A 23,473-nucleotide genomic window follows, 5' to 3' on the forward strand; every position below is an offset into this window, starting at 1 on the left:
GCTGATATGGCACTTAAAGTTTTCAGGTTTTTTTTACATTAGCTATCTAAATTATAAGAAATGATCATTATTGCAGACGGAGGCTCAACAAAAACAAATTGGTGCCTCCTAAATAAGGAGAACAAGAAAGTATATTTTAATACCGAAGGATATAACCCGTATTTCGTAACGAAGGAATATATCGTAGAATCTTTAAAAAAGAATTTACCTGCGGATCTTGATCTCCCTGCGGTTGCCGAAGTTAACTTTTACGGCGCAGGAGTACATAATGAGGAAAAAGCAAATGAAATTAAAGAGGCATTCGCACAGGTTTTCACTCACAGTAAAATTTTTGTGGGTCACGATCTATTGGCTGCAGCAAGAGCCCTTCTGGGTGATAAACCAGGATTTGCCGCTATTTTAGGAACAGGTACGAATACCTGTATCTATGATGGTAAAGAGATTGTAGAGCAGATAGATTCGGGTGCTTACATTTTAGGTGATGAAGGAAGTGGATGTCATATCGGCAAGAAATTGCTGATCGACTATTTACGGGGATATATGCCGCAAAGTGTAAGAGACAGCTTTTGGAACACTTTTCAATTAACTCCGGACGACATCCAGGAAAACGTTTATTCAAAGCCCTTGGCTAGCAGATTTTGCGCAAGCTTTGCTAAATTTGTTTATGAGGAGACTTCTGACAGAACTTATACCCGTGGAATCGTGAAACAAGCTTTTACCGATTTCTTCAAAAACCTGGTGAGTCATTACCCCAATTATCAGAATTTTTCTTTCAACTGCATTGGTTCTGTAGCCTATAGTTTCAGAGATATTCTGGAAGAGGTGGCTGGAGAATACGGGATGCAAATGGGTGAATTAGTGCGTTCTCCTATAGATAATCTTGTGGAATACCACGTAGAGCATAGAGGTTAAACAAATAGTCCTGGAAATAAGAAAGGGTTTAGCGAATCGAATCACTAAACCCTTTTTTTATGGAGTAACGTTGGCATTTTAAACACTGCTATTCCTTCATAAAGGATAATTCCTTCTGAAATAGCTTAGCGTATTTGCGGCGATCGAATTTGTATAAAGTAGCGGCACGATAGGAAACTCCCCTTTGTTTCTCATCCAGTTCCTTTAAAATTCCGTAATTCAGCATCTTTTTACGGAAATTACGTTTATCGAGCTTCTTGCTTAGTATTGCTTCGTAAACATTCTGCAACTGGGTAAGAGTAAATTTCTCTGGCAGTAGCTCAAAAGCGATGGGCTGATAACTTATCCTCCGTCTGATCTTCTCTAGACTTTTCTCAAAGATCAGGGAGTGGTCAAAGGCCAGTTTAGGTAACTCATTTACGGGATGCCAGAAAGCCTTTCTTGCGTACCTGGAGTGCGGATGCAACTCATTCTTGCCGCTCAAACGGATTAATGCGTAGTAAGCCACCGTAATAACCCGTCCTTCCGGGTGACGATCTACATCTCCGAAAGTATACAGCTGCTCCATGTAGATATTGCTCAATCCTGTCAACTCATTGAGGATACGCTCTGCTCCTTCATCAATACTTTCATCCGGCGCAACAAATAAACCTGGGAGTGCCCACCAGTCTTTGAAAGGCTCTTCGTTACGTTCTATCAAAAGAATTTTAAGAACACCTTCTTCAAAGCCGAAGATGACACAGTCGACCGAGAATACGGAATCAAATTTTGGCAGTGCGGTTTGCAAAATGATAATATTAAAATTAAGCCTTATCTTTATTGGTGGTTATATCCCGGCACAAAAGTGGAAAAATAATTCTACATTTTTTTAACTTAGTGTAGGAAATACACCTATATTCGGCAATTAATTTTTTCAGTCGTGGCAGAAATAAAAAAAATTGGTGTATTCACTTCAGGAGGTGATGCCCCAGGAATGAATGCCTGTATCAGAGCAGTTGTAAGAACTGCAATATATCTGGGCAAAGAAGTTGTTGGTATTCAACAAGGCTATCAGGGCATGATTGATAAGAAGTTCGTACCGATGGATGCACGTTCGGTACGTAATATAATCCAGATGGGCGGAACTGTCCTTAAGACCGCCAGATGCATGGATTTCAGAACTCCCGAAGGACGTGCATTTGCATACAAAAATTTAAAAGAAGAAGGAATTGACGCCTTAGTTCCAATTGGAGGTGACGGTACTTTTACCGGCGCTGAATTCTTATCACGAGAATTCGACATACCTGTTATTTGCGTTCCGGGGACTATAGACAATGACCTTTACGGCTCTGATTACACGTTAGGGTACGATACGGCAACCAATACGGTTATCGACGCGATCGATAAGATTCGTGACACAGCCGCATCTCACGACAGATTATTCTTCATTGAAGTGATGGGGCGTGATTCTGGCTGTATTGCTCTGCATGCTGGTATTGCTGGCGGAGCAGAAGCTATCCTTCTTCCCGAAAAGGAAACAGCGATCGATGAACTGATCGATAAACTTGAGCAGGGTTCGGAAAAGAAGACTTCAAGCATTGTGATCATTGCTGAGGGCGACAAAAATGGAGGAGCTTATAATGTTGCAAAACGAGTAAAAGAAAAATTCAATTTTTACGATATAAAAGTTACGATTTTAGGACATTTGCAGCGCGGAGGATCTCCAAGCAGTTTCGACCGTGTTTTAGGCGGACGTTTGGGATACGCAGCTGTTAAAGCACTGCTGGCAGGAGAAAACAGAAAAATGGTTGGCTTAAGAAATAATAAAGTTGAGCTTACCGACCTCCAGGAGGCAATCCACAATCATACTTTCAAATTGGAAGAGGATTTGTTGGAAATGGCTAATATATTGTCGATATAGAATAGAATGATTGCTGTAATATATAGTGGTTCAAGAAATGCTGACTGGAAATTATCTGATAAAGGGCAAATTATCTCTGAATTCAGGACTCCCGGCATTAACCCTTATCTTACAGGAAAAAAATCTATCAGCTCGCTGTTAAATAAGAACAACGAGCTGATCAATTACGCCGAGGAGATAAAAAAGATATATTTCTTTGGAGCCGGGGCTTCCTCAAAAGACCGAAAAGAGATCATTTCAGAAGCGTTCACTGAGTTTTTCAGGTATGCCAAAGTGGTAGTTGACCATGACCTTTCTGCTTCCGCACTTGCAACTGCTGGCAAAAAGCCAGGTATCATTTGTGTTTTGGGAAGTGGCGGAAATGCTGCTTATTATAATGGTAGAAAGATTAAAGAAAACAATTTTGGATTAGGCTATATCCTTGCAGATGAGGGTTCAGCAAACTGGCTCGGCAGAAATTTATTAAAAGATTACCTCACGGGTACAATGCCAAAGAAATTTGAGCATATATTTGTGCAGAAATACCATCCTGAGCGCAAGCAAATTCTGGATAAAGTGTACCGGCATTCACAACCTGTACTCTATCTTACTTCATTCACTGAGTTTCTGGCAGAATATAGTGATGAAGAATATGTTAGCAGCCTGGTCAGAAGGGGCATGAAATTATACTTTGAGACATATATCCTTCCCTTAGCAGAGAAACACCCCAATTCATCTCTGTATTTTACTGGTGCCGTTGCTGATGTTTTCCAGGACATTTTGAGAGAGACCGCCTCACTTTATCAATTAGAAATTGCTATGATCGTCAGGAAGCCTATTTATAATATTTTAAATTATTACACGAATAAAAATTAATAGAAATGAAAGTTGGAATTAACGGATTCGGTCGTATTGGCCGTTTAGCATTTAGAGCTGCTGTAGAGCGCGCTGACATTGAAATTGTAGGTATCAACGATTTAGTTGAACCAGATTACATGGCCTATATGCTAAAATATGATTCAACTCATGGACAGTTCAAAGGAACAATCGAGGTTAAAGATGGTAACCTTGTTGTTAACGGAAAAACTATCCGTGTTACTGCTGAAAAAGACCCTGCAAACCTTAAATGGGATGAAGTTGGTGCTGAAGTAGTAATCGAATCAACTGGTTTATTCTTAACCCAGGAAACAGCTGGAAAACACATTCAGGCTGGTGCTAAAAAGGTAGTTATGTCTGCTCCTGCAAAAGACGACACTCCTACTTTCGTAATGGGTGTAAACCACAAGTCATTAAAAGCAGATCAAAATATTGTTTCTAACGCATCTTGTACGACTAACTGTTTAGCTCCTATCGCTAAAGTGTTAAATGACAAGTTCGGTATCGTTGAAGGTTTGATGAGTACTATCCACGCGGTTACTGCTACTCAAAAAACTGTAGACGGTCCTTCAGCAAAAGACTGGAGAGGTGGTCGTGGTGCTTACCAAAACATCATCCCTTCTTCTACAGGTGCTGCTAAAGCGGTTGCATTGGTTATCCCTGAATTAAAAGGTAAATTAACTGGTATGGCATTCCGTGTTCCTACAGCAGACGTTTCTGTAGTTGACTTAACAGTTAAATTAGACAAACCAGCTTCTTACGATGCTATTAAGGCTGCAATGAAAGAAGCTTCTGAAGGCGAATTAAAAGGTATTTTAGGATATACTGAAGACGAAGTAGTTTCTACAGACTTCTTAAGTGATGCTCGTACTTCAATCTTTGATGCTAAAGCAGGTATCGCTTTAAATGAAAACTTCGTTAAAGTTGTTTCATGGTACGATAACGAGTGGGGATATTCAAACAAAATCATTGATTTAGTTCAATTGATCGGTACTTTGTAATCTCACAAGTATAGAAATTAGGAGTCCCTGCCCTACCGGCAGGGACTTTTTTATTTATTTAATGTCCCATGAAAACGTCAGAAACCTCAGCGTATCCAAGCTAAACGGTATCTTTATAAAAAAATAATATTTTTTTCATCTCACAGCGGGATCTTTTACTTCTGATCCTTAGGCTGTTCCGTAAAAAACCGCCTGTTACTGGCTTAAAAGCAAGAAAAAATAGCTTTATAAAGTTTGGATATCAGAAAAAAGACTTTACATTTGCATCACCAAAAGGGACGGTATCATAGCTCAGTTGGTAGAGCAAAGGACTGAAAATCCTTGTGTCGCTGGTTCGATTCCAGCTGATACCACAGAAACAAAAAAGGCTTTTTTCTACGGAAAGAAGCCTTTTTTGTTTATAGCTAAATTTTGAGACTATGATCTTCCCGTCTCATCAGTTCTTCCAGTTTGAACTTGAACCTATTAAGATTAGGGATCACCTTTTAAGGTACCGCGACTTGGTAATACGTGAAATCCAAAATCATTTTTTCATTACTATAGATAAATAGCAAGCCCTCCTGCATTATTAAACTTGATTCTTCAATGTCAGAGTTCAGATCTCAATCTAATCGCCCTACATGGCTCTTTCTATCCATAAAGAACCTATTTACCCCCTTGTTTTTAAATATCCCCCCCCTACTAACATCCCTCTATTACCCTAATTTTGGCCTTAGGAGCTATATATGAAAGGATATGCGTGAAGTCTAGAAGCTGCATTTCTAAAAATTAACCAATTTCTAAACGGGAGAAAACAGCAAGAAAAGGTATCAATACGAGCAACCAATTAAGTGTCTATATGACGTTTTTCTAATTATAGACGATTTTAAGTTTAACCAAATCAATTACCAACTAATCAGTAAAAAATGAAGAAAAAACGATCGAGTATTTTTTGAGAGCCGAATTAATCCAAGCCGGTTAACTAATCAAACAAACCAAATAAGCATGAAATATAGAAGCAAATAAGTTACAGCCATAGTGCTCCCAAAACAAGGCGAGCCTAAATGGCTCTGTTAATTCAAACTATCCATACATGAATTAAAAAATTAAGCATACAACTCATGTCTAAACATTTTACCAAACAAGTAAGGAGGGATAACACCCACCTTCAAAATAAATTGCTGCTGACCCTAAAGGGCTCCTTAGTTCTTATATGGGCTCCGTTATTTTCAGCACAAGCCAGTATTATTAATCCCAACCCTGGCGAACAGATAAGGCGGGAATCCCCTTTATATTCAAAAAGCTTCGACAGCAATTTCGTTATATCTAAAGCCGCGAAACTTGATATTACAAAATTAGCTACACAACGTATTGTAGTTACAGGCAAAGTAACTGATAAACAAGGAACTACACTTCCAGGAGTCAGTGTAATTGTGAAAGGATCGAAAACAGGGGTAGTAACAGATGCAAATGGTGTCTTTTCCATTAATGTTGCCGATGGAGATCAAACACTCGTTTTCTCTTATATAGGATTTGAGAACCAGGAGGTTCAGGTAAAAGGCCAGAGAACAATTAATGTAGTACTAACAGAGAAAGCTTCAAGCCTGGAAGAAGTAGTAGTTGTTGGGTATAGTTCACAATCTAAAAGAAAGGTATCGACAGCGGTAAGTACCATTAAATCTGAGGATCTGGTCCGGTCGTCATCTACTACAACAGCTGGAGCGCTAAGTGGGAAAATAGCGGGGGTATCTACCAGGGCTATAGATTCACGTCCGGGTAGAGGAATTAACCTGGAAATCCGAAATATGGGCAAGCCTTTGTACGTGATTGACGGTATTCCATATGGTGGTGATGCAAGTAGAGATTGGCTCGGAACTTCCAATGTTTCTGGAGAAGATGCTTTTAATGCCTTAAATCTTGAAGACATTGAAAGTATTTCAGTTCTAAAAGACGCAGCGGCTGCGGTATATGGGCTTCGTGCAAGTAGTGGGGTAGTACTTGTTACAACCAAAAAAGGAAGCAAAGGAGATAACGCTAAAGTAAGGCTGAACAGCTACTATGGCTGGCAAAATCTCACCAGATTCCCAGAACTTGCAAATGCTGGTCAATATGTCCGGGGCCTAGTTGAGGCTGAACAAAATGCAGGAAAAGATCCAAGCGCACTATATTCTAAAGAAGAGCTTGCTAAATGGGAAAGCGGTACAGAACCTGGCTATAAGAGTTACGACTATTATGATATCATTATGAGGAAAAATGTACCTCAATATAATGTAAATGCGGCCGTTTCAGGAGGTTCTAATAATTCAACATACTATCTATCCTTCTCTAAGACAATGCAAGAAGCTACAATGAAGGACTTTGATTACAATAGAAATAATTTCCAGGCTAATATTGAAACCAAAATAGGTAAAAGAATAACTGTAGGCACACAGGCAAGTGGCAGATTAGAAAGAACACGAGATGTTGGGCTACCAGGAGGTGATGGCTATTTTTCTTCAATCCTGTCTCTTTTTAGCAGTATCCCGACCTATGGACCATATGCTAATGATAATCCTCAATACATGAATGCTATACCAAACAGACCCGATTTAAACCCGGCTTTGTTTAGTAGAGATATTGCCGGATACAAGGACAATTACACAAAAAATGCAAACGTAAACCTTTACTCGGAGTATAAGTTCCCTTTCGGATTGTCAGCTAAATTCACTTATTCATACAACTACACCCACCTTGATTTTGACGGATTCCAATATTCATATGACTTCTATACCTATAATAGAATAAACGATACATATAACCTGGGTGGAGGACAAAGTGCAAGATGGAGGTTCGAAGCACAGTCAGAATCCCCTGCAAGATATGGGCAGTTTATGCTGAATTACACAAAAACCTTCGGATCTCATAATGTTGCAGCTGTTTTTGCTTATGAACGATCAGATTATGAGCGTTCAAACAAATGGTCAAACACTGCTCCTACTAATAACTACATACCTTTTAAAACCTTGTCCGAACTAACAGGCTATGGTGAAGGCTGGAGTTATCAGGCAAGATCAGGGTATATCGGAAGGTTCGACTATAGCTTCCGGGATAAATACATGCTGTCTATGTTTGGTCGCTATGATGCGTCCTATCTCTATGCACCGGGCAAAAGGTGGGGATTCTTTCCTGGCGCATCTGCAGGATGGAGAATTTCAGAAGAGCCATTCTTTAAAGGCCTGAAAACTGTAGTTAATGATCTAAAATTAAGAGCATCAGTTGGACAAACAGGAAGTGAAGCTGGAGTAAGTATGTTCGGCTATCTACCAGGATACGACTTTAACAGTGGAGGTGCCGTTCTAGATGGGAAATACGTTATTGGTGTTCGTCCGAGAGGAATGCCTGTAACCAACCTTTCATGGGAAAAGAACACCGCGTACAATGCAGGGCTGGACTTGAAGCTCGTAAACAGTAAACTTTCACTTACTGCAGACATTTTCAGAAAAACTATATCTGGTAGGCCGGCTGCCCGATATGATGTATTACTACCGAGCGAAGTTGGCTATTCTCTTCCAAATGAGAACTTAAATAAGGATGAATATCGTGGAGCGGAGGGAATGATCAATTTCACTAATAAAGTTGGTAGGCTCAATTATAATATTGGGGTAAATGCTACTTATTCCCGCTTCCGTAACATTTCAACTTACAAGCCAAGGTTTGGCAATTCCTGGAATCAATACCGTAATTCTATTGAAGATAGATGGGGTGGAGTTTGGTGGGGTTACCAGGCGATTGGTCGTTTCCAATCTGAAGAGGAAATAAGGAACTACCCGATCGACAATGATGGTCAAAATAATAGAACGCAATTGCCAGGAGATATCATATACAAAGATGTTAATGGAGATGGCGTAATTAATGGTATGGATGAAAGACCGATAGGTTACCCAACTGGCTGGGCACCAATGCTTAGTTATGGTTCAAGTATCGGATTGCAATGGAAAAACTTCAACCTAAACCTGGATTTTGCAGGAGCAACAATGCAATCTTGGTTCCAGGATTATGAATTGAGGAACCCTTATCATGCAGGTGGTAATTCCCCAGCTTATATTCTAACAGACAGGTGGCATAGAGCAGACCCTTACGATCCAAATAGCGAATGGATTCCTGGTAAATACCCCGCTATCAGAAAGGGTACAAGTATGAACAATGGTAGGAACAGCGATTTTTGGCTGAACGACGTTCGGTACCTTCGTTTGAAGAACCTTGAATTCGGTTATACACTGCCTAAAGGGTTGACTAACAGATTATCAATGGAAAGATTCCGCATCTATGCTTCTTCTGCAAATTTATTCAGCATAGATAATTTAAAAGATCTTGGGGTTGATCCAGAGATCGATGCCAGGGCTGCTGTAGTATACCCACAACAGAGAACCTTCCTATTAGGAATTAACGTAACGTTTTAATGAATGATCATGAAAAATAGATATTGTTTTTTAATCATGTTAACTATTGCGATAAGCATGTTAGCAGGGTGTAAAGAAGATGAATGGTTACAAAGACAACCAAAAGACAGGATAACTGATGAACAGATTTGGAAAGACCCTAATATGATCACAGGTCTTCTAGCAAACTACTATGACAGACTTCCTTCTTTTTCTGGTGTTTTTAATACAGGAACGAGTAGCGAATTTGATGATGCAATGTGGTCGGGACATGTTGATCAAAACGGTCGAAATAACTTTACTTATTCAGATAGTTACGGAAGATACTGGGACTATACCTTTATCCGGGATATTAATTTATCACTTGAAAATCTTGATAAGTATAGCTCAAGCCTAACAGACGTTAAGAAGAAACAGTTCAACGCAGAGTTAAGATTTATTAGGGCCTTCGTTTATTTCGAACTTGTTAAACGCATGGGTGGTGTCCCATTAGTTACTACCCAACTTATTTATAATAATAGTGGAGACCCTACCCCATTGCAAACCCCGAGAGCAAAAGAATCTGAAGTGTATGATTTCATATATAATGAACTAGAGGCAATTAAGGAAAATTTCTCGGAAACCACGAATAGTAAAACCCGCGCGAATAAATACACAGCACTCGCATTAGAAAGTCGTGCAATGCTTTATGCCGGATCAATTGCAAAATACAATAATCTAATGGCCACTCCTATTACTACTCCGGGTGGAGAAGTTGGTATCCCAGCTGATAAAGCAAATGATTATTATCAAAAATCCCTGGCAGCTTCAGAAAGTATCCTTGCTAATAGCAATTATGATCTTTACAATGTTGCAGGATCATCAAAAGGAGACAATTTTTACAAACTGTTCATGACTGAAAGTGCGAATAAGGAAGTGATATTTGCAAAAGACTTTGCAACCGGAAAAGTCCATGGTTTCACTTATGATAATGTGGTAAGAAGTTTTAGAACAGACATTGAAGGCTCCTCCATGTTAACACCATCTTTGAGCCTTGTTGAAAGCTTTGACTATCTGGACGGAACTCCTGGTGTTCTTAAAGATAAAGATCAAAGCGGCAATTATATTTCATATTCGACACCTGGAGATATATTTGCAAACAAGGATGCCAGACTTTATGGCACTGTAGTGTATCCTGGAAGTGTTTTCCGTTCTCAACCTGTAGATATCCAGGCTGGTGTTGCTGAGTGGGATAATGGTGCTTACCGGTTTAAAGTAGGTAATCTTGGGTCAGTCTATACAGACGGTAAAAAACTCACTGGATTTGATGGTCCAAGAGATAATGATCAGTATGTAAGTAATACTGGTTTTTATATTCGCAAATTTGTAAGTGAAAATCCACAGGATGGTGTACGTCCAAGTTTAGCTTCCAACTGGTGGCCATGGTTTCGTGTCGGTGAAATTTATTTGAATGCAGCGGAAGCAGCATTCGAGCTTGGTCGCGCCGAAGCAAAAAATTATATTAATAAAGTAAGAGAGGTGCACGGAGGCTTCCCTGCCAACAGCATCACAACCCTAACTACCGATATTATTCGTAATGAAAGGCGGGTTGAACTAGCTTTCGAAGACCATCGATATTTCGATTTAAAACGCTGGCGTATAGCACATATAGTATGGAACGGAGCGGAAAGTGATCGGAATGCGGTGGTTTACGGGTTTTACCCTTACAGAGTAGTTAGACCTGGGCATCCTGATGATGGGAAATTTATATTTCAAAGGGTCAGACCCGTACGTTTTGTAAGAGCAAGGTATTTTCAGATGTTTAACTACTATTCCTCTATTGATCAGAACGTATTGAACAACAATCCAAAGCTTGTCAGAAATCCATTCCATTAATTGTTGGCATTATGAAAATGAAATTATTCTTAACACTTTTTGCATCAGCATCTTTATTTTTCGCTGGCTGCGACTATGATAACTATGACGAACCTAAATCAACTCTATCGGGAAGTGTAATACATGATGGAAAACCGATTGGGGTTCGTACTAACGGGGTTCAACTGGAGCTTTGGCAAGATGGCTTCCAAGTACGTTCTCTCATACCTGTTTATATTAATCAGGACGGAAGTTATTCCGCAAGTCTTTTTGACGGAGTATATAAGCTCGTTCGTAAAGGCAATTCTCCCTGGCTGCAACAGAGTACAGATACATTACTGATAGAAGTTAAAGGAAATACGAAAAAAGATGTTCCAGTTACTCCTTACTTTACCATTAGCAATGAAAGCTTTTCGTTTTCCAATAACTCGATTACAGCTAATTTTAAGGTCGATAAAGTGGTCTCTACGGCTAACATAGATGCAATTCGTTTATATTTAGGAAACTCGATGCTAACAGATGAAGCGAGATATGAACATCGGGTAACTGCATACATGGGTACTATTGTTCTGGGCGCGAATGCAACTATTGCGACCCAACTTCCTGCCAGCTTGAAGAACCTTTCTCATGTATTTGCAAGGATAGGTGTTAAATCAACTTCTTCGGGAGAGTACTATTACACGCAAGTACAGAAAATAGCCTTAAAATAAAGGAAACGAACTGTAGAAAGCTTATAACATTTTTAGTTGAAAAGAGACTGCCCGTAAAAAGGTAGTCTCTTTTGCTTGAAGTGCCCATGGCAATGAATATCCTCACACTAAAAAATTATCGTGGAAGAATAAAAAGTACAAGATGTCAGTTCCTGTGACTTAAATCATCTTTTACTCCATACACTTTTCCTACCTTGCTATTTTAGAAATTGAAAAAATGAACCCTTATCCATTCAACTTCATTACAAAGCCTGCAGGCCCTGCTTGTAACCTCCATTGCGACTACTGTTATTATCTGGAAAAAGAACAACTATTTCCCACTCCAAATACTTTCATGAATGAACTAACGCTCGAGAACTTTACAAGGGAATATATACAGGAACAACCAGGTAATGAAGTTACATTTGTCTGGCAGGGAGGAGAACCTTGCCTGGCAGGCCTTGAGTTTTATAAGAAAGCGCTGGAATTCCAAAAGAAGTTCGCTAAGGGGAAGACAGTCATAATTCATTTCAGACGAATGGAACCCTGCTTAACGACGAATGGTGTTCTTTCTTCAGCAAAAACAACTTCCTGGTAGGAATTTCAATAGATGGACCAGCAGAGCTTCACGACCAGTATCGAGTAGATAAAGGACAAAAAGGAACATTTCATAAAGTGGTTAAAGCGATTGAGCTACTTAAGAAACATAAGGTAGAATTTAATACCCTTACCGTAGTTAATAATTCAAATGTAGAGCATCCTTTACGGGTTTACAATTTTCTTAAAGACATAGGAAGTAACTATATTCAATTCATTCCACTGGTTGAACGCATATCAGAAAATATAACATCTGAGGGCTTGAAGTTGGTACAAGCTGAAAGCAATGTAGAAAGCACCCTTGCGCCATGGTCAGTTCCCTCCCTGAAGTTCGGTCGATTCCTTGTTGATGTATTCAATGAGTGGCTAAAGAAAGATGTAGGGAACTATTTCATTCAGGTTTTTGATGCAACCCTTGCAAATGAGATGGGCCAACCTGCCGGCGTTTGTAGCTATAGTAATAGCTGTGGTAATGCCTTGGCAATTGAGCATAATGGGGATGTGTTCTCCTGTGATCATTACGTTTATCCCAACTATAAGCTTGGTAATATAAATACGGAGTCAATAACCACGATTCTACAGGAACAGGTGCAGACTGAGTTTCACAAGAAAAAATTGGAAGACTTACCAGGGTTGTGTAAAAACTGTAAGGTTTATCACTACTGCTTCGGCGAGTGCCCCAAGAATCGTTTCAATACGACAAAAAAAGGAGAAAAAGGCCTGAACTACCTCTGTGCCGGATACAAGCATTTCTTTGCATACGTGCAGCCCTATATGAAATTTATGGCAAACGAACTTAAACATAAAAGAGCACCTGCCAATATTATGTACGTAAAAAGACAGGTGATCCTGAAAAGATTTAAAGGGTAAGCTATAAGTAAAGCCATGAATTTACGGTAAAGTTGAATCTATTCAACCTTCGACAGATTTTTACTTAAAGTAGATTTATTCTGCTTTCTTACTACCTGTCGAAATATTGTTTTGCTTCAATGTTTCATAAAACAATGCTTCATTATTCTCTCTTTTCATTTCGTTGAAAATTTGCTGAATAACTTTTTCGCAATCTGTTCTATAGGGTGATCTCTGCGCAACATAAAGATTATAGGCTAAACACATATTATCCAGGCCATCTTTGTAACGTTTTAGGTTAAGAGTATATATCAAACCTAATCCATAAAACACCTCCGGATTTTCCCTGTCTACCTGAGCAAGGTTTTTATAAGCCTCTATAGCCTTATCATAGTCTCCAAGGTACTGGTAGACTACTGGTATGTTTTGCAGTGGAACACTGCCTTTCGGATCAATTTTTAAAGACCTTTGATACGCGTTTAAAGCTTGATCATACTTTTTCAGCTTCCTGTAAGAAATACCGAGATTATCCCAGGCAAAGGCAAAAGAAGGATCAATAGATACAGCCTTTTCAAAACTTGCAGCTGCTTCTGAAAGTTTAGAGGTCTTCAACTGGTCTACTCCCTCATAGTAATACCGCATCGCTTCCTCATTTACCAAATAAGAAGATGTAGAACCTTTATCTAAAGTTGCCGCTTTACTTTTAATTGCCTCGCAGCTGTCCATCAAATAGCGTTCAATTTCATAATAATGCTTTTTGTATTCGTTGGACTGAAGATTGTCGGAAACGACAATGTTAACCTGTTTCTTTTCCTTTCTATTATTAGCGTTGGCAGCAACAGCAGAAAGTTGTGAGCCTATCTGGTAGGCGATAACTTGTTTGTCAATACATTCATTTATCTTCTTGGTAATCTCTTTTTTTCCAAGATTCCCGGTCTTTACTGAATCAATACACCTACATGCATTCTCAGCTAATTCTTTAAGTAGCTGCTCTTTCTGGGCAGAAGCCTCAATTGCAAACAGGGAAATTATCAGGGATAAGGTCACAGCTTTTTTCATTGTATTCGATAATAAGTTGAGGTTAAAAATCAAAGCAATATAAAAAAATATGATTCAATTTCTTGATCTATGTTAAGACTCTTTTTTAACCTACATCAATGCACAGCTTCTGCGGATGCTGCAATTTTGTGATATCAACAAACAGAAAAAGAAACATAAAAAATTTATATCATGGAAACTACACAAAACACTGCTCAACTTGTAAAATGGACAATTGATACAATGCACTCTGAAGTATTGTTCAAAGTAAAACACCTGGTGATCTCTACCGTAACTGGTTCTTTTAAATCCTTTACAGGAAGTGCAAGCTTCAAAGAAGGAAGTCTGGAAGGTGCCGATATTAACTTTAGTATTGACGTGAACAGTGTTGACACAAATCAAGCTCAGCGAGACGGACATTTGAAATCAGGAGACTTCTTTGATGCAGAGAACTACCCGACCATTGATTTCCAATCTACTTCCTTTACTCAAAAAGACGACGAGAATTATACTTTAGTTGGTGATCTGACGATAAAAGGTGTTACCAAACAGGTGGAGATCAATGCTGAGTATGGTGGAACTGAAAAAGATGCCTACGGAAATCAGAAAATAGGTTTTGAGGTTACCGGCACAATCAATCGTAAAGAATTTGGTTTAACGTATAATGCTATTACTGAAACAGGAGGTTTGGCGATCGGCGAAAACATTAAACTTATTGCAAATATTCAGTTGCAGAAAAGTTAGTGGGATTACACTGATTATTTGTGGGATTACACCGATTGGTAGTAGATTACCCTGATGGCTAGGATGATTACACGAATTAGTTAAAATAATAGAGGCAGGATTGATGTTCCAAGGAATTTCGTCCTGCTTTTAATTTTACTAACCAGTACGATTTAAACTAGCATTGGTTCAAAATGTCTTCATACCGGAAGTCAACATCCAAACAATCTGTGTAATCATCCCCAAACCTGTGTGATCCACCTAATATCGGTGTAATCATTCCCACATCTGCGTAATCCAACCTATCCCATCATAAAATAATTCTAGACCTAAGCACAACATTCGCAGGATAAAAGCGTATATTTGTATATAATCGTTTAGCAGACACGCTTCTTCTATCCTATTGTACTACTTGAAATAATAACTTCCCTTGTAAATCATTCGGTAGTTACATTAATTACACATAAATTCAATCATTTGTCATTCGAACAATTAAATCTTAGTGCTTCTATTTTAAAAGCGCTAGAAACTGAAGGATATACTAATCCCACCCCAATACAACAACAGGCAATTCCAGCAGTATTAAACAGAAAAGACATCTTAGGATGTGCACAAACTGGCACAGGAAAAACTGCTGCCTTTGCTCTGCCTGTACTGCATCAATTAGAGCAACAACCTGCAGAAAAAGGTAAAAAAAGAGATATCAGAGCTTTAATACTATGTCCTACACGTGAGCTTGCTATTCAAATCAATGATAGTTTTAGTGCCTATGGTAAACATACAGGTTTAAAACATCAGGTAGTTTTTGGAGGTGTTTCTATTAATGCTCAAATCAACGCATTGAAAGTTGGAGCAGATATTCTGATTGCAACACCAGGAAGACTTGTAGATTTACTTAATCAAAGAGTGATCAGCCTGAAAAAAGTGCGTCATTTTATCTTAGATGAAGCAGACCGCATGTTAGATATGGGCTTTATCAGAGATATAAAAAAGGTTATTGAAGTTATACCAACTAACAGGCAAACTTTATTCTTTTCGGCGACAATGCCTCCTGAAATAGCATCGTTGGCTAATTCAATTCTTAACAACCCTACAAAGATCGAAGTGGCTCCGGTTTCATCTACTGCTGAAAAGGTTACGCAGGCGATCTATGAGGTAGATAAAAAAAATAAAGCGTCTCTGCTTATCCATTTGCTGTCAGACAAAAAAATGCAAAGTGTTCTTGTTTTTACCAGAACTAAGCATGGAGCAGATAAGCTTGTAAAGATCCTGACGAAGGCCAATATAAAAAGTGATGCAATTCATGGTAACAAAGCACAGAATGCCCGTCAGAAAGCTTTATCTAACTTTAAAGATGGCAGGATTCGTGTTCTCGTAGCTACAGACATCGCTTCACGCGGAATTGATATTGATGATTTGAAGCACGTAGTTAATTTCGATCTCCCAGAACAGGCGGAAACTTATGTTCACAGAATAGGTAGAACAGGCAGGGCTGGCAATGAAGGTATTGCTATTTCTTTCTGCAGTACTGAGGAACAGGATCTATTAAAAGATATAAACAAAGTTACAGCACAACGGATTCCGCTAGTTGCAGAACATCCTTATCCGGTAGATAGAAATGCTAAACCGCTTACTGTCCAACCAGAAAATAGAAGAAGTCAGGCTCCAGCAAAAAAGAAGGTTTTTAAAAGAAGAGAAAAACGTAGTGTAGCTACTGCTTAAGAAGCTGCCAGTTTTAATTAAATTATAATAAATATTATCATACAATATGTATATCCTTCTTTTCTTTATAGGGCATTGGTTCCTTTCCCTTTTTTGTCAAACGTTCTTTCTGCATCGCTATGCCTCTCACAAGGTATTTAGCATGAATAAATTTTGGGAACGCTTTTTCTACCTTGTGACCTATATTTGTCAGGGTTCTTCTTTTCTAAACCCTTGCGCCTATGCTACTATGCACCGCGACCATCACGCATTCAGCGACACTGAAAAAGATCCTCATTCACCTCATTTTTTCACTGACGTGTTTCAAATGACCTGGGCTACAGTGCTTACTTTCAGAGATCATGTAAAAAGGTCGGAAGAAGGTTGTGGTGGAAGATATCCACAATGGAGAATAGTTGACAGGATTGGCTCAAGCATCCCATCGCGCATTCTTTTTGGAATATCCTACACATGCTTCTATATTCAGTTCGCTGAATTTTGGTGGATGTTCCTGTTGTTGCCTATCCATTTCCTTATGGGTCCTTTGCATGGAGCTATCGTTAATTGGTGCGGCCATAAGTATGGTTACGCAAACTACGACAACAAAGACCATTCAAAAAACACGAGTCCGTTTGACTTTCTCATGTTAGGTGAATTGTTTCAAAATAACCACCATCGTTTTCCAAACAGTGCCAATTTTGCACAAAAATGGTTTGAGGTGGATCCTGTTTTTCCAGTGTTGAAAGCCTTACATTTTATGAAGGTTATCCGGTTGAAAAAGGCTTAATCAACTCTTATAGAAACATTTGATAAAATGAATCGTTGATATATAATGTGAAACACAAATCTCACATTTTCAAATAAATAAAGTAATACGAGATATTATAAGTATCTTTAAAAATAATAATACCAAATACAATGCAAAAAGGAACAGTTAAATTTTTCAATGAAACAAAAGGTTTCGGTTTTATCACACCTAGCAACGGTGGAAAAGAAATCTTTGTTCACTCTTCTGGCTTGATCGACAAAATTCGTGAGAACGATACAGTTGAGTTTGAAGTAGAACAAGGTCGCAAAGGACCTAATGCGGTAAATGTAAAAGTAGCGTAAGCACTATATAATATTGATCGTCAAGCATTTCCCGCTATCCGGGAAATGCTTTTTTTTTCAACAAATTTTATAAACAAAAATCAAGAATACATATGGCAAAATCTCAGGCAACCTTCATGAAAAAAGAATTAGAGAAAAAAAGATTGAAAAAAAGGGAAGAAAAGAAAGAGCGTAAAGAAGAGCGTAAAAAGAACGCAACGGGAGGAGATCTTGAAAATATGATAGCGTACGTAAACGAATTCGGTGAGATTTCATCAACTCCACCGCCGCCTAAAAAGGAAGAGAAGCAGGACTAATCTGCTTTAATTGAAGTTGTGATAATAGTGCATCGCGGTCTTTATAGGGGAAATAACAGCGTTGTAATAAACATTCCATGAGTACCCGGATGCATTTTTCACCTTCTGCGCTATAAAAGTTACCCTCCTTATCCCTATAGTTTTTTCTAATGTAATAGTTGAGCTGCTGCAAGTAATAGGGTCGGGTAAACTTCTAGTGAATACAGCTTTTGTTGAGGCAATTTGGTCCTTCATCTTTACTCATCTTTTATTGTCAGTTTATAACTGATAATGACGTCTACCGGTTTTAAAAAAAGCAAAAATATTGTTGTGTAGAATTAAACTCAGGTTAAACCTAAGAGCATTATTTTGGCTTCTGGCTATAGGTGGAATAGTCTGTACTTAAAGGAGTAATACCGGAAATTCTGAATTCTGTAGCTATCTGAGCCCGGTGATATGTAGAATGATTGATAACATGAAAGAGCAAATTACCTATTGTGTTTTCGAAGGTCTGCTCAACGTTAAAAGCAAACTCAATCACTTCTTCTAAACTATTTGAATTAAGTATCATTGTAGTATTCTCGAAATTCACTTTATTAATTCTATGAAAATCTAGAATTGAATGTATCTGCCATGGGTCTATACGATCCTGGTTGGGTAATACTCTTCGGTTCCAGTTTCGGTGAGCATTCAGGATATGACTATAAAGCTGAACTGCCTTTTGGGGCACTTCCTGCTGATGTACTAAAAACTCGTTTGCTAACTGTTGGTTAGTATAATAGTTATATTCGAAAAGCTGCTTAAAAAAATCTTTCATGGCACTGATGGACGGGATTTTAGGCGGCAAGTTAAAAGATTTTCTATTTTTTCCACTGCAATTTGGCAAAAAGTAAAAAAGCCATCTGGTCGTACCCCTTGCACTTCCAAATGGCTTTTATTTTATTTTGACCTTTTACCTCGTCTATTCTTTACTTCCAACCACCACCTAATGCGCGATAAAGTTCAACTAAAGCTCCATTTCGTTGACGTTGTACAGCAACCAGATTTAACTCTGCTTGTAAAGCATTTGACTGTGCTGTGATCACCTCAAGATAATTAGCCATATCACTTTTAAAAAGGAGATTAGCATTGCTTATAGATTGTTTTAGGGTTTGGACTTGTTGCTGTGCAATCTCCGCCTGTTCGGCTAATTTACGGTTTTGAACTAAAGCATTTGACACTTCTGTCATGGCTACAAGAACCGATTCTCTGAATCTCAATACCGCTTGTTCCCGTTCGATCTTTGCTACCTCAAATTGTGTCTTCAAAGTTCTGTTCCTGAGAATGGGTTGTAATACAGATCCGGAAGCGATTCCAAATAAAGAAGCAGGAGTTTTAAACCAATTATCGAATTTAAAACTCTCTACCCCTGCGCTTCCTAGTAATGACAACGATGGATATAAATTTGCCTGGGCTACTCCAGCTCTAGCATTTGCCGCTTTTAAAGCCAGCTCTGAGGCCCGGATATCAGGCCTTCTGCTAACCACTGCGGCGGGAAGTCCGGTCTTCGTGTCGATTGCCGTTCCATCCAAAGCTCCTGACAGATTTCGTTCGACAGTACCGGGTAAGCGTCCAGTTAAAAGCTTTAGAGCGTTCTCCTGCAAGGCAATACTCTGCTCTAACTGCGGAATAAGCAAAGCGGTAGCCTGACGCCGCGCCTCTGCCTGCTGCACTGCAAGGCTTGTTACATCGCCAGACTGTTGTAATAATGATGTTAACCTAAGCGTGCTATCGTTCAATTGAAGGTTTCGCCTGGCTATTGCAAGCTGTTGATCTAACATAAGCAAATTGTAATATCCCTGTGCCACATCTGATACCAGCCTGGTCTGCACGGCTTTTGTAGCCTCATAGGTTTGAAAGTAATCGGCAGCAATGGCTTCTTTCTGTCTTCTTAACTTACCCCAGGCTATTACATCCCAGGAAAGATTAAGGGAGGCATTATAGTTTTCAATAGCGTTAATTCCAAATTGAGAAGCATTTAAGCCGGTTAAACTATTATCAGAAAAACGATTGTATGAGCCTGTTACCTGCGCATTTAACTGTGGAAGTAACAGAAGTTTCGACTGCTTGAACTGTTCCTCGGCCGCATCAATGCGTTTCAAAGCGATCCCCAAATTGTTGTTATTCCTTAATGCACTATCAATGAGCACCTGAAGGAATTTATCTTTGAAGAACTCATTCCATTTAATATCAGCAATACTGCTGGTATCGGAGAAGGACTGCCCCTCAAAGTTTTGCTGCACCAGAACCGTTGGGCGACTGTAGTTCTTCCCCACTTTACAGGAACCTACTACAAGAGCGAGCAGCAATGCACTGTAACTAAAAAATTTATTGAAGTTCATGATCTTAAGCGTTAAATAATTCTTCTTCCAACTCTTCTATTTCCTCTCGGCGAGCTTTCCCCGAAACCTTCTCATGCAGGTTCTGAAAGATGACAAAGAGCACTGGGATTATAAATACTCCGAGAAGGACTCCGGTTAACATTCCTCCTACAGCACCGGTACCTATTGAACGATTTCCAAGAGCTGAAGCACCATTGGCAGTCACCAAGGGAAGCAAGCCAACGATAAAGGCGAAAGAGGTCATTAGTATAGGACGTAAACGTAATCTGGAAGCCTCAAGCGCTGCACTTGCGATATCCATCCCATCTTTTCTTCGTTGCACAGCATATTCAATGATCAGGATAGCATTCTTTGCCAGTAATCCTACCAACATAATCAGGCCAACCTGGACATAGATATTATTTTCAATACCAGTTAAACCGATAAAGGCAAACACTCCGAAAATTCCGGTTGGAACAGAAAGGATCACTGCAAATGGAAGGATATAACTTTCATATTGGGCCGCAAGAAGAAAATATACAAACAGCAAGCTCATCACGAAGATCCACGTTAATTGAGATCCTGAGCTCTGTTCCTCACGGGTCATACCTGTCCATTCATAAGAGTAGTTTTTGGGTAAGTATTGCTCTGCAACCTCGTTAACGGCTTTAATAGCATCACCCGAAGTGTAACCAGGCTTAGGGAGGCCGTTAATGGCAACAGCATTAAACAAGTTGTTCCTGGTGACCGTTTCTGGTCCGTAAACTCTTTTTAACTTAACAAGAAGATTTGCCGGAACCATCTCTCCCAGATTGTTTTTAACATATATGCTATTAAGGGATGTAGGATCAGCACGATAAGTGGCATCAGCCTGAACGATCACCCTGTAGAACTTACCAAAACGGTTGAAATCAGAAGCGAAACTACTGCCGTAGAAAACCTGCAAGGTTTGCACAAGATCGGATATAGATACACCAAGCTGCTTTGCCTTCTTTTGGTCAATATTAAGCATGTACTGGGGATTATTGGTGCTGAAGGTGGTAAAAGCATACATGATCTCTTTCCTTTTCATCAGCTCGGCAATGAAACCATTAGCAGTGGCATTCATTTTATCCAATGCACCTGCTGAGCGGTCCTGCAAGATCAATTCGAAACCTGTTGTATTTCCAAATCCCTGAACGGTTGGGTAAACGAACATAAATACACTGGCTTCTTTGATGGCAGCAAAGCGTTGATTAAGGACGCCGATGATTTGATCAAGATTATTCACCTCCCCACGCTGCCCGTAAGGCTTCATGCGGATGAAACCTACGGCATAGTTAGAGCTGTTTGCATTAGCCACGATATTTAGACCAGTTACTGCTCCTACCCTTTCAACTGCCGGCTCTTTTCTAAGAATACTATTAATCTTGTCCATTACCTTACGAGTTCGATCCAGCGATGATCCCGGAGGAAGGTTGACAGAGTAAACAACAAAGCCCTGATCTTCAGTCGGGATAAATCCTGAAGGTGTTCTTTTCATCAAAATTACTGTGGCAACGGTCACTACAGCTAAAGCACCAATAGCTACCCATTTTTTGCGGGTTAAAAAACGAAGGCTGCCAACATACTTATTAGTGGTTGCATTGAAGCCGGCATTAAATGCATTGAAGAATCGTGTTTTGAAGGTTCCTTTTTCGCCAGATTTTGGTCCGTGATGTTCGCTCTTAAGAAAAATCGCGCAAAGTACGGGACTTAGCGTTAAAGCGTTTACAGCAGAAATAAGGATAGCAATACCCAACGTGAACGCAAACTGCTTATAGAATACCCCTACCGGGCCTTGCATAAATCCTACAGGAACGAATACTGCAACCATTACCAGCGTAATAGATATGATAGCACCGGATATCTCATTCAGAGATTGAATAGTTGCTTTCTTTGCCGAAAGCCGTGTGCTTTCCATTTTAGCATGGACGGCCTCCACAACTACGATCGCATCGTCTACGACAATACCTATAGCCAATACCATGGCAAAGAGGGTAAGCAGATTGATGGAGAATCCGAACAACTTCATAAAGAAGAAAGTACCTATGATCGCGACCGGAACAGCAATTGCCGGAATTAAAGTTGAGCGGAAATCCTGAAGGAAAACATATACAACAATAAAAACCAGGATAAAAGCTTCTATCAGCGTATGCTGAACCTGAGAAATAGATGCATCCAGGAACTCCTTAGAGCTGTACATGGTGAAGTAATGAATCCCCTTTGGAAACTTCTGAGAGGCCTTTTTCATCACCTTATCAACAGCTGTCAATATCTCATTTGCGTTTGACCCTGCCGTTTGGAATACTGCTAGTCCCGTTCCATTTTCTCCGGCAATCTTTGTATCGGCACTGTAGGTAAATGAGCCTAGTTCTACTCTGGCTACGTCTTTAAGCTGGATCACCGATCCATCAGCATTTGCCTTTAGTACAATCTCTTCGTATTCTTTATTCTGAGAGTATTTTCCCTTGTACTTTAATACATATTCAAAGGCCTGACTGCTGCCCTGTCCGAAACGGCCCGGTGCGGCTTCAATATTTTGCTCACGAATGGCATTAATTACATCCTGCGCTGATAGATTCGCTGCTTTCAGTCTATCGGGCTTCAACCATATACGCATGGAATAATCTTTAGCACCAAAAATCGTAGCCTGCCCCACACCTGGTACCCGTTGTATTTCAGGGATGATATTGATCTTCGCATAATTCTGCAGAAAAGTTTCATCATAGGTTGTATCAGTGCTATACATCAAGGGGACATAGATCATACTGTTCTGTTGCTTCTGGGTGGAGATACCAGCTTGAACAACTTCCTGCGGCAGCTGACTCGTTGCTTTTGCAACCCGGTTCTGCACGTTTACAGCAGCCTGATCAGGGTTAGTACCCAGACTAAAAAAAACATTCAGGGTAAGAGTTCCATCATTACTTGCAGTTGAGGTCATATAGGTCATGTTCTCAACACCATTAACTGCTTCTTCAATCGGAGTGGCTACTGCCCGTGCAACAACTTCTGCATTTGCGCCTGGATAAACAGCCGTTACCTGAACTGTGGGTGGTGCTATATCTGGAAATAATGTGATCGGTAACGAGTATAGCGACAGTAATCCCAGTAAAGTCAGGATAATAGAGACCACTGTAGAGAGAACGGGTCTCTCTATAAACTTTCTAAACATAATTCTTGGTATTTATCTA

General features: G+C 39.5%; 20 protein-coding genes and 1 tRNA gene. 15 read left to right on the forward strand and 6 right to left on the reverse strand.

What is annotated here, in order from left to right:
- Positions 1–60: 60 nt before the first annotated feature.
- Positions 61–912: an N-acetylglucosamine kinase gene (locus tag J4N24_RS14150; protein WP_207534352.1), complete on the forward strand. Its 852-nt coding sequence runs from the start codon at positions 61–63 to the stop codon at positions 910–912.
- Positions 913–1,000: 88 nt separating this feature from the next.
- Here J4N24_RS14150 and J4N24_RS14155 read toward each other — a convergent pair whose 3' ends face one another.
- Positions 1,001–1,699, reverse strand: coding sequence for an NUDIX hydrolase (locus tag J4N24_RS14155; RefSeq protein ID WP_207534353.1), 699 nt, complete (start codon positions 1,697–1,699; stop codon positions 1,001–1,003).
- A 132-nt stretch (positions 1,700–1,831) separates the two neighbouring features.
- Between J4N24_RS14155 and pfkA the strand changes: the two genes are divergently transcribed.
- From pfkA to J4N24_RS14200, 9 genes are all read left to right on the forward strand, one after another.
- The gene (gene pfkA / locus J4N24_RS14160) at positions 1,832–2,812 is read left to right on the forward strand and encodes a 6-phosphofructokinase (protein ID WP_207534354.1); all 981 of its coding nucleotides are present in this window, start codon (positions 1,832–1,834) and stop codon (positions 2,810–2,812) included.
- 6 nt (positions 2,813–2,818) lie between these two features.
- A complete protein-coding gene (locus tag J4N24_RS14165; RefSeq protein ID WP_207534355.1) occupies positions 2,819–3,667 on the forward strand; it encodes a hypothetical protein in 849 nt (282 codons plus the stop codon).
- 5 nt (positions 3,668–3,672) lie between these two features.
- Positions 3,673–4,668, forward strand: coding sequence for a type I glyceraldehyde-3-phosphate dehydrogenase (gene gap / locus J4N24_RS14170; protein ID WP_207534356.1), 996 nt, complete (start codon positions 3,673–3,675; stop codon positions 4,666–4,668).
- Positions 4,669–4,948: 280 nt separating this feature from the next.
- A tRNA-Phe gene (locus tag J4N24_RS14175) sits at positions 4,949–5,021 on the forward strand.
- 747 nt (positions 5,022–5,768) lie between these two features.
- Positions 5,769–9,086 carry a SusC/RagA family TonB-linked outer membrane protein gene (locus tag J4N24_RS14180; protein ID WP_207534357.1) on the forward strand — a complete coding sequence of 1,106 codons (3,318 nt, stop codon included), beginning with the start codon at positions 5,769–5,771 and terminating at the stop codon, positions 9,084–9,086.
- Between the two features lie 36 nt (positions 9,087–9,122).
- Positions 9,123–10,940 carry a RagB/SusD family nutrient uptake outer membrane protein gene (locus tag J4N24_RS14185; RefSeq protein ID WP_207534358.1) on the forward strand — a complete coding sequence of 606 codons (1,818 nt, stop codon included), beginning with the start codon at positions 9,123–9,125 and terminating at the stop codon, positions 10,938–10,940.
- Between the two features lie 17 nt (positions 10,941–10,957).
- Positions 10,958–11,629: a DUF3823 domain-containing protein gene (locus J4N24_RS14190; RefSeq protein ID WP_207534359.1), complete on the forward strand. Its 672-nt coding sequence runs from the start codon at positions 10,958–10,960 to the stop codon at positions 11,627–11,629.
- A gap of 217 nt (positions 11,630–11,846) precedes the next feature.
- Positions 11,847–12,206: a hypothetical protein gene (locus J4N24_RS14195; RefSeq protein WP_207534360.1), complete on the forward strand. Its 360-nt coding sequence runs from the start codon at positions 11,847–11,849 to the stop codon at positions 12,204–12,206.
- On the forward strand, positions 12,155–13,075 hold the full coding sequence (locus tag J4N24_RS14200) for an anaerobic sulfatase maturase (protein WP_207534476.1): 921 nt from the start codon (positions 12,155–12,157) through the stop codon (positions 13,073–13,075). The genes J4N24_RS14195 and J4N24_RS14200 overlap by 52 nt, the downstream gene beginning before the upstream one ends.
- Before the next feature lie 75 nt (positions 13,076–13,150).
- Here the strand turns inward: J4N24_RS14200 and J4N24_RS14205 are convergent, their stop codons facing one another.
- Positions 13,151–14,113, reverse strand: a complete 963-nt coding sequence (locus J4N24_RS14205; RefSeq protein WP_207534361.1) for a tetratricopeptide repeat protein — start codon at positions 14,111–14,113, stop codon at positions 13,151–13,153.
- 171 nt (positions 14,114–14,284) lie between these two features.
- Between J4N24_RS14205 and J4N24_RS14210 the strand changes: the two genes are divergently transcribed.
- The 5 genes from J4N24_RS14210 to J4N24_RS14230 all read left to right on the forward strand — a co-directional run bounded on the left by J4N24_RS14210 (position 14,285) and on the right by J4N24_RS14230 (position 17,922).
- A complete protein-coding gene (locus tag J4N24_RS14210) occupies positions 14,285–14,836 on the forward strand; it encodes a YceI family protein (protein ID WP_207534362.1) in 552 nt (183 codons plus the stop codon).
- Positions 14,837–15,292: 456 nt separating this feature from the next.
- The gene (locus tag J4N24_RS14215) at positions 15,293–16,537 is read left to right on the forward strand and encodes a DEAD/DEAH box helicase (protein ID WP_207534363.1); all 1,245 of its coding nucleotides are present in this window, start codon (positions 15,293–15,295) and stop codon (positions 16,535–16,537) included.
- Between the two features lie 46 nt (positions 16,538–16,583).
- Entirely contained in the window at positions 16,584–17,303 is a 720-nt protein-coding gene (locus J4N24_RS14220; protein ID WP_207534364.1) for an acyl-CoA desaturase, read from the forward strand.
- Between the two features lie 131 nt (positions 17,304–17,434).
- On the forward strand, positions 17,435–17,626 hold the full coding sequence (locus J4N24_RS14225; protein WP_207421078.1) for a cold-shock protein: 192 nt from the start codon (positions 17,435–17,437) through the stop codon (positions 17,624–17,626).
- A 92-nt stretch (positions 17,627–17,718) separates the two neighbouring features.
- Positions 17,719–17,922 carry a hypothetical protein gene (locus tag J4N24_RS14230; RefSeq protein WP_207534365.1) on the forward strand — a complete coding sequence of 68 codons (204 nt, stop codon included), beginning with the start codon at positions 17,719–17,721 and terminating at the stop codon, positions 17,920–17,922.
- Between the two features lie 6 nt (positions 17,923–17,928).
- Here J4N24_RS14230 and J4N24_RS14235 read toward each other — a convergent pair whose 3' ends face one another.
- From J4N24_RS14235 to J4N24_RS14250, 4 genes are all read right to left on the reverse strand, one after another.
- Positions 17,929–18,156: a hypothetical protein gene (locus J4N24_RS14235; RefSeq protein ID WP_207534366.1), complete on the reverse strand. Its 228-nt coding sequence runs from the start codon at positions 18,154–18,156 to the stop codon at positions 17,929–17,931.
- 109 nt (positions 18,157–18,265) lie between these two features.
- Positions 18,266–18,718, reverse strand: coding sequence for a DinB family protein (locus J4N24_RS14240; RefSeq protein WP_207534367.1), 453 nt, complete (start codon positions 18,716–18,718; stop codon positions 18,266–18,268).
- 151 nt (positions 18,719–18,869) lie between these two features.
- On the reverse strand, positions 18,870–20,282 hold the full coding sequence (locus J4N24_RS14245) for an efflux transporter outer membrane subunit (RefSeq protein WP_207534368.1): 1,413 nt from the start codon (positions 20,280–20,282) through the stop codon (positions 18,870–18,872).
- Positions 20,283–20,286: 4 nt separating this feature from the next.
- A complete protein-coding gene (locus tag J4N24_RS14250) occupies positions 20,287–23,454 on the reverse strand; it encodes an efflux RND transporter permease subunit (protein WP_207534369.1) in 3,168 nt (1,055 codons plus the stop codon).
- Positions 23,455–23,473 lie beyond the last annotated feature (19 nt).

This window comes from Desertivirga arenae (genome assembly GCF_017355785.1).
Taxonomy (GTDB): Bacteria; Bacteroidota; Bacteroidia; order Sphingobacteriales; family Sphingobacteriaceae; genus Desertivirga; species Desertivirga arenae.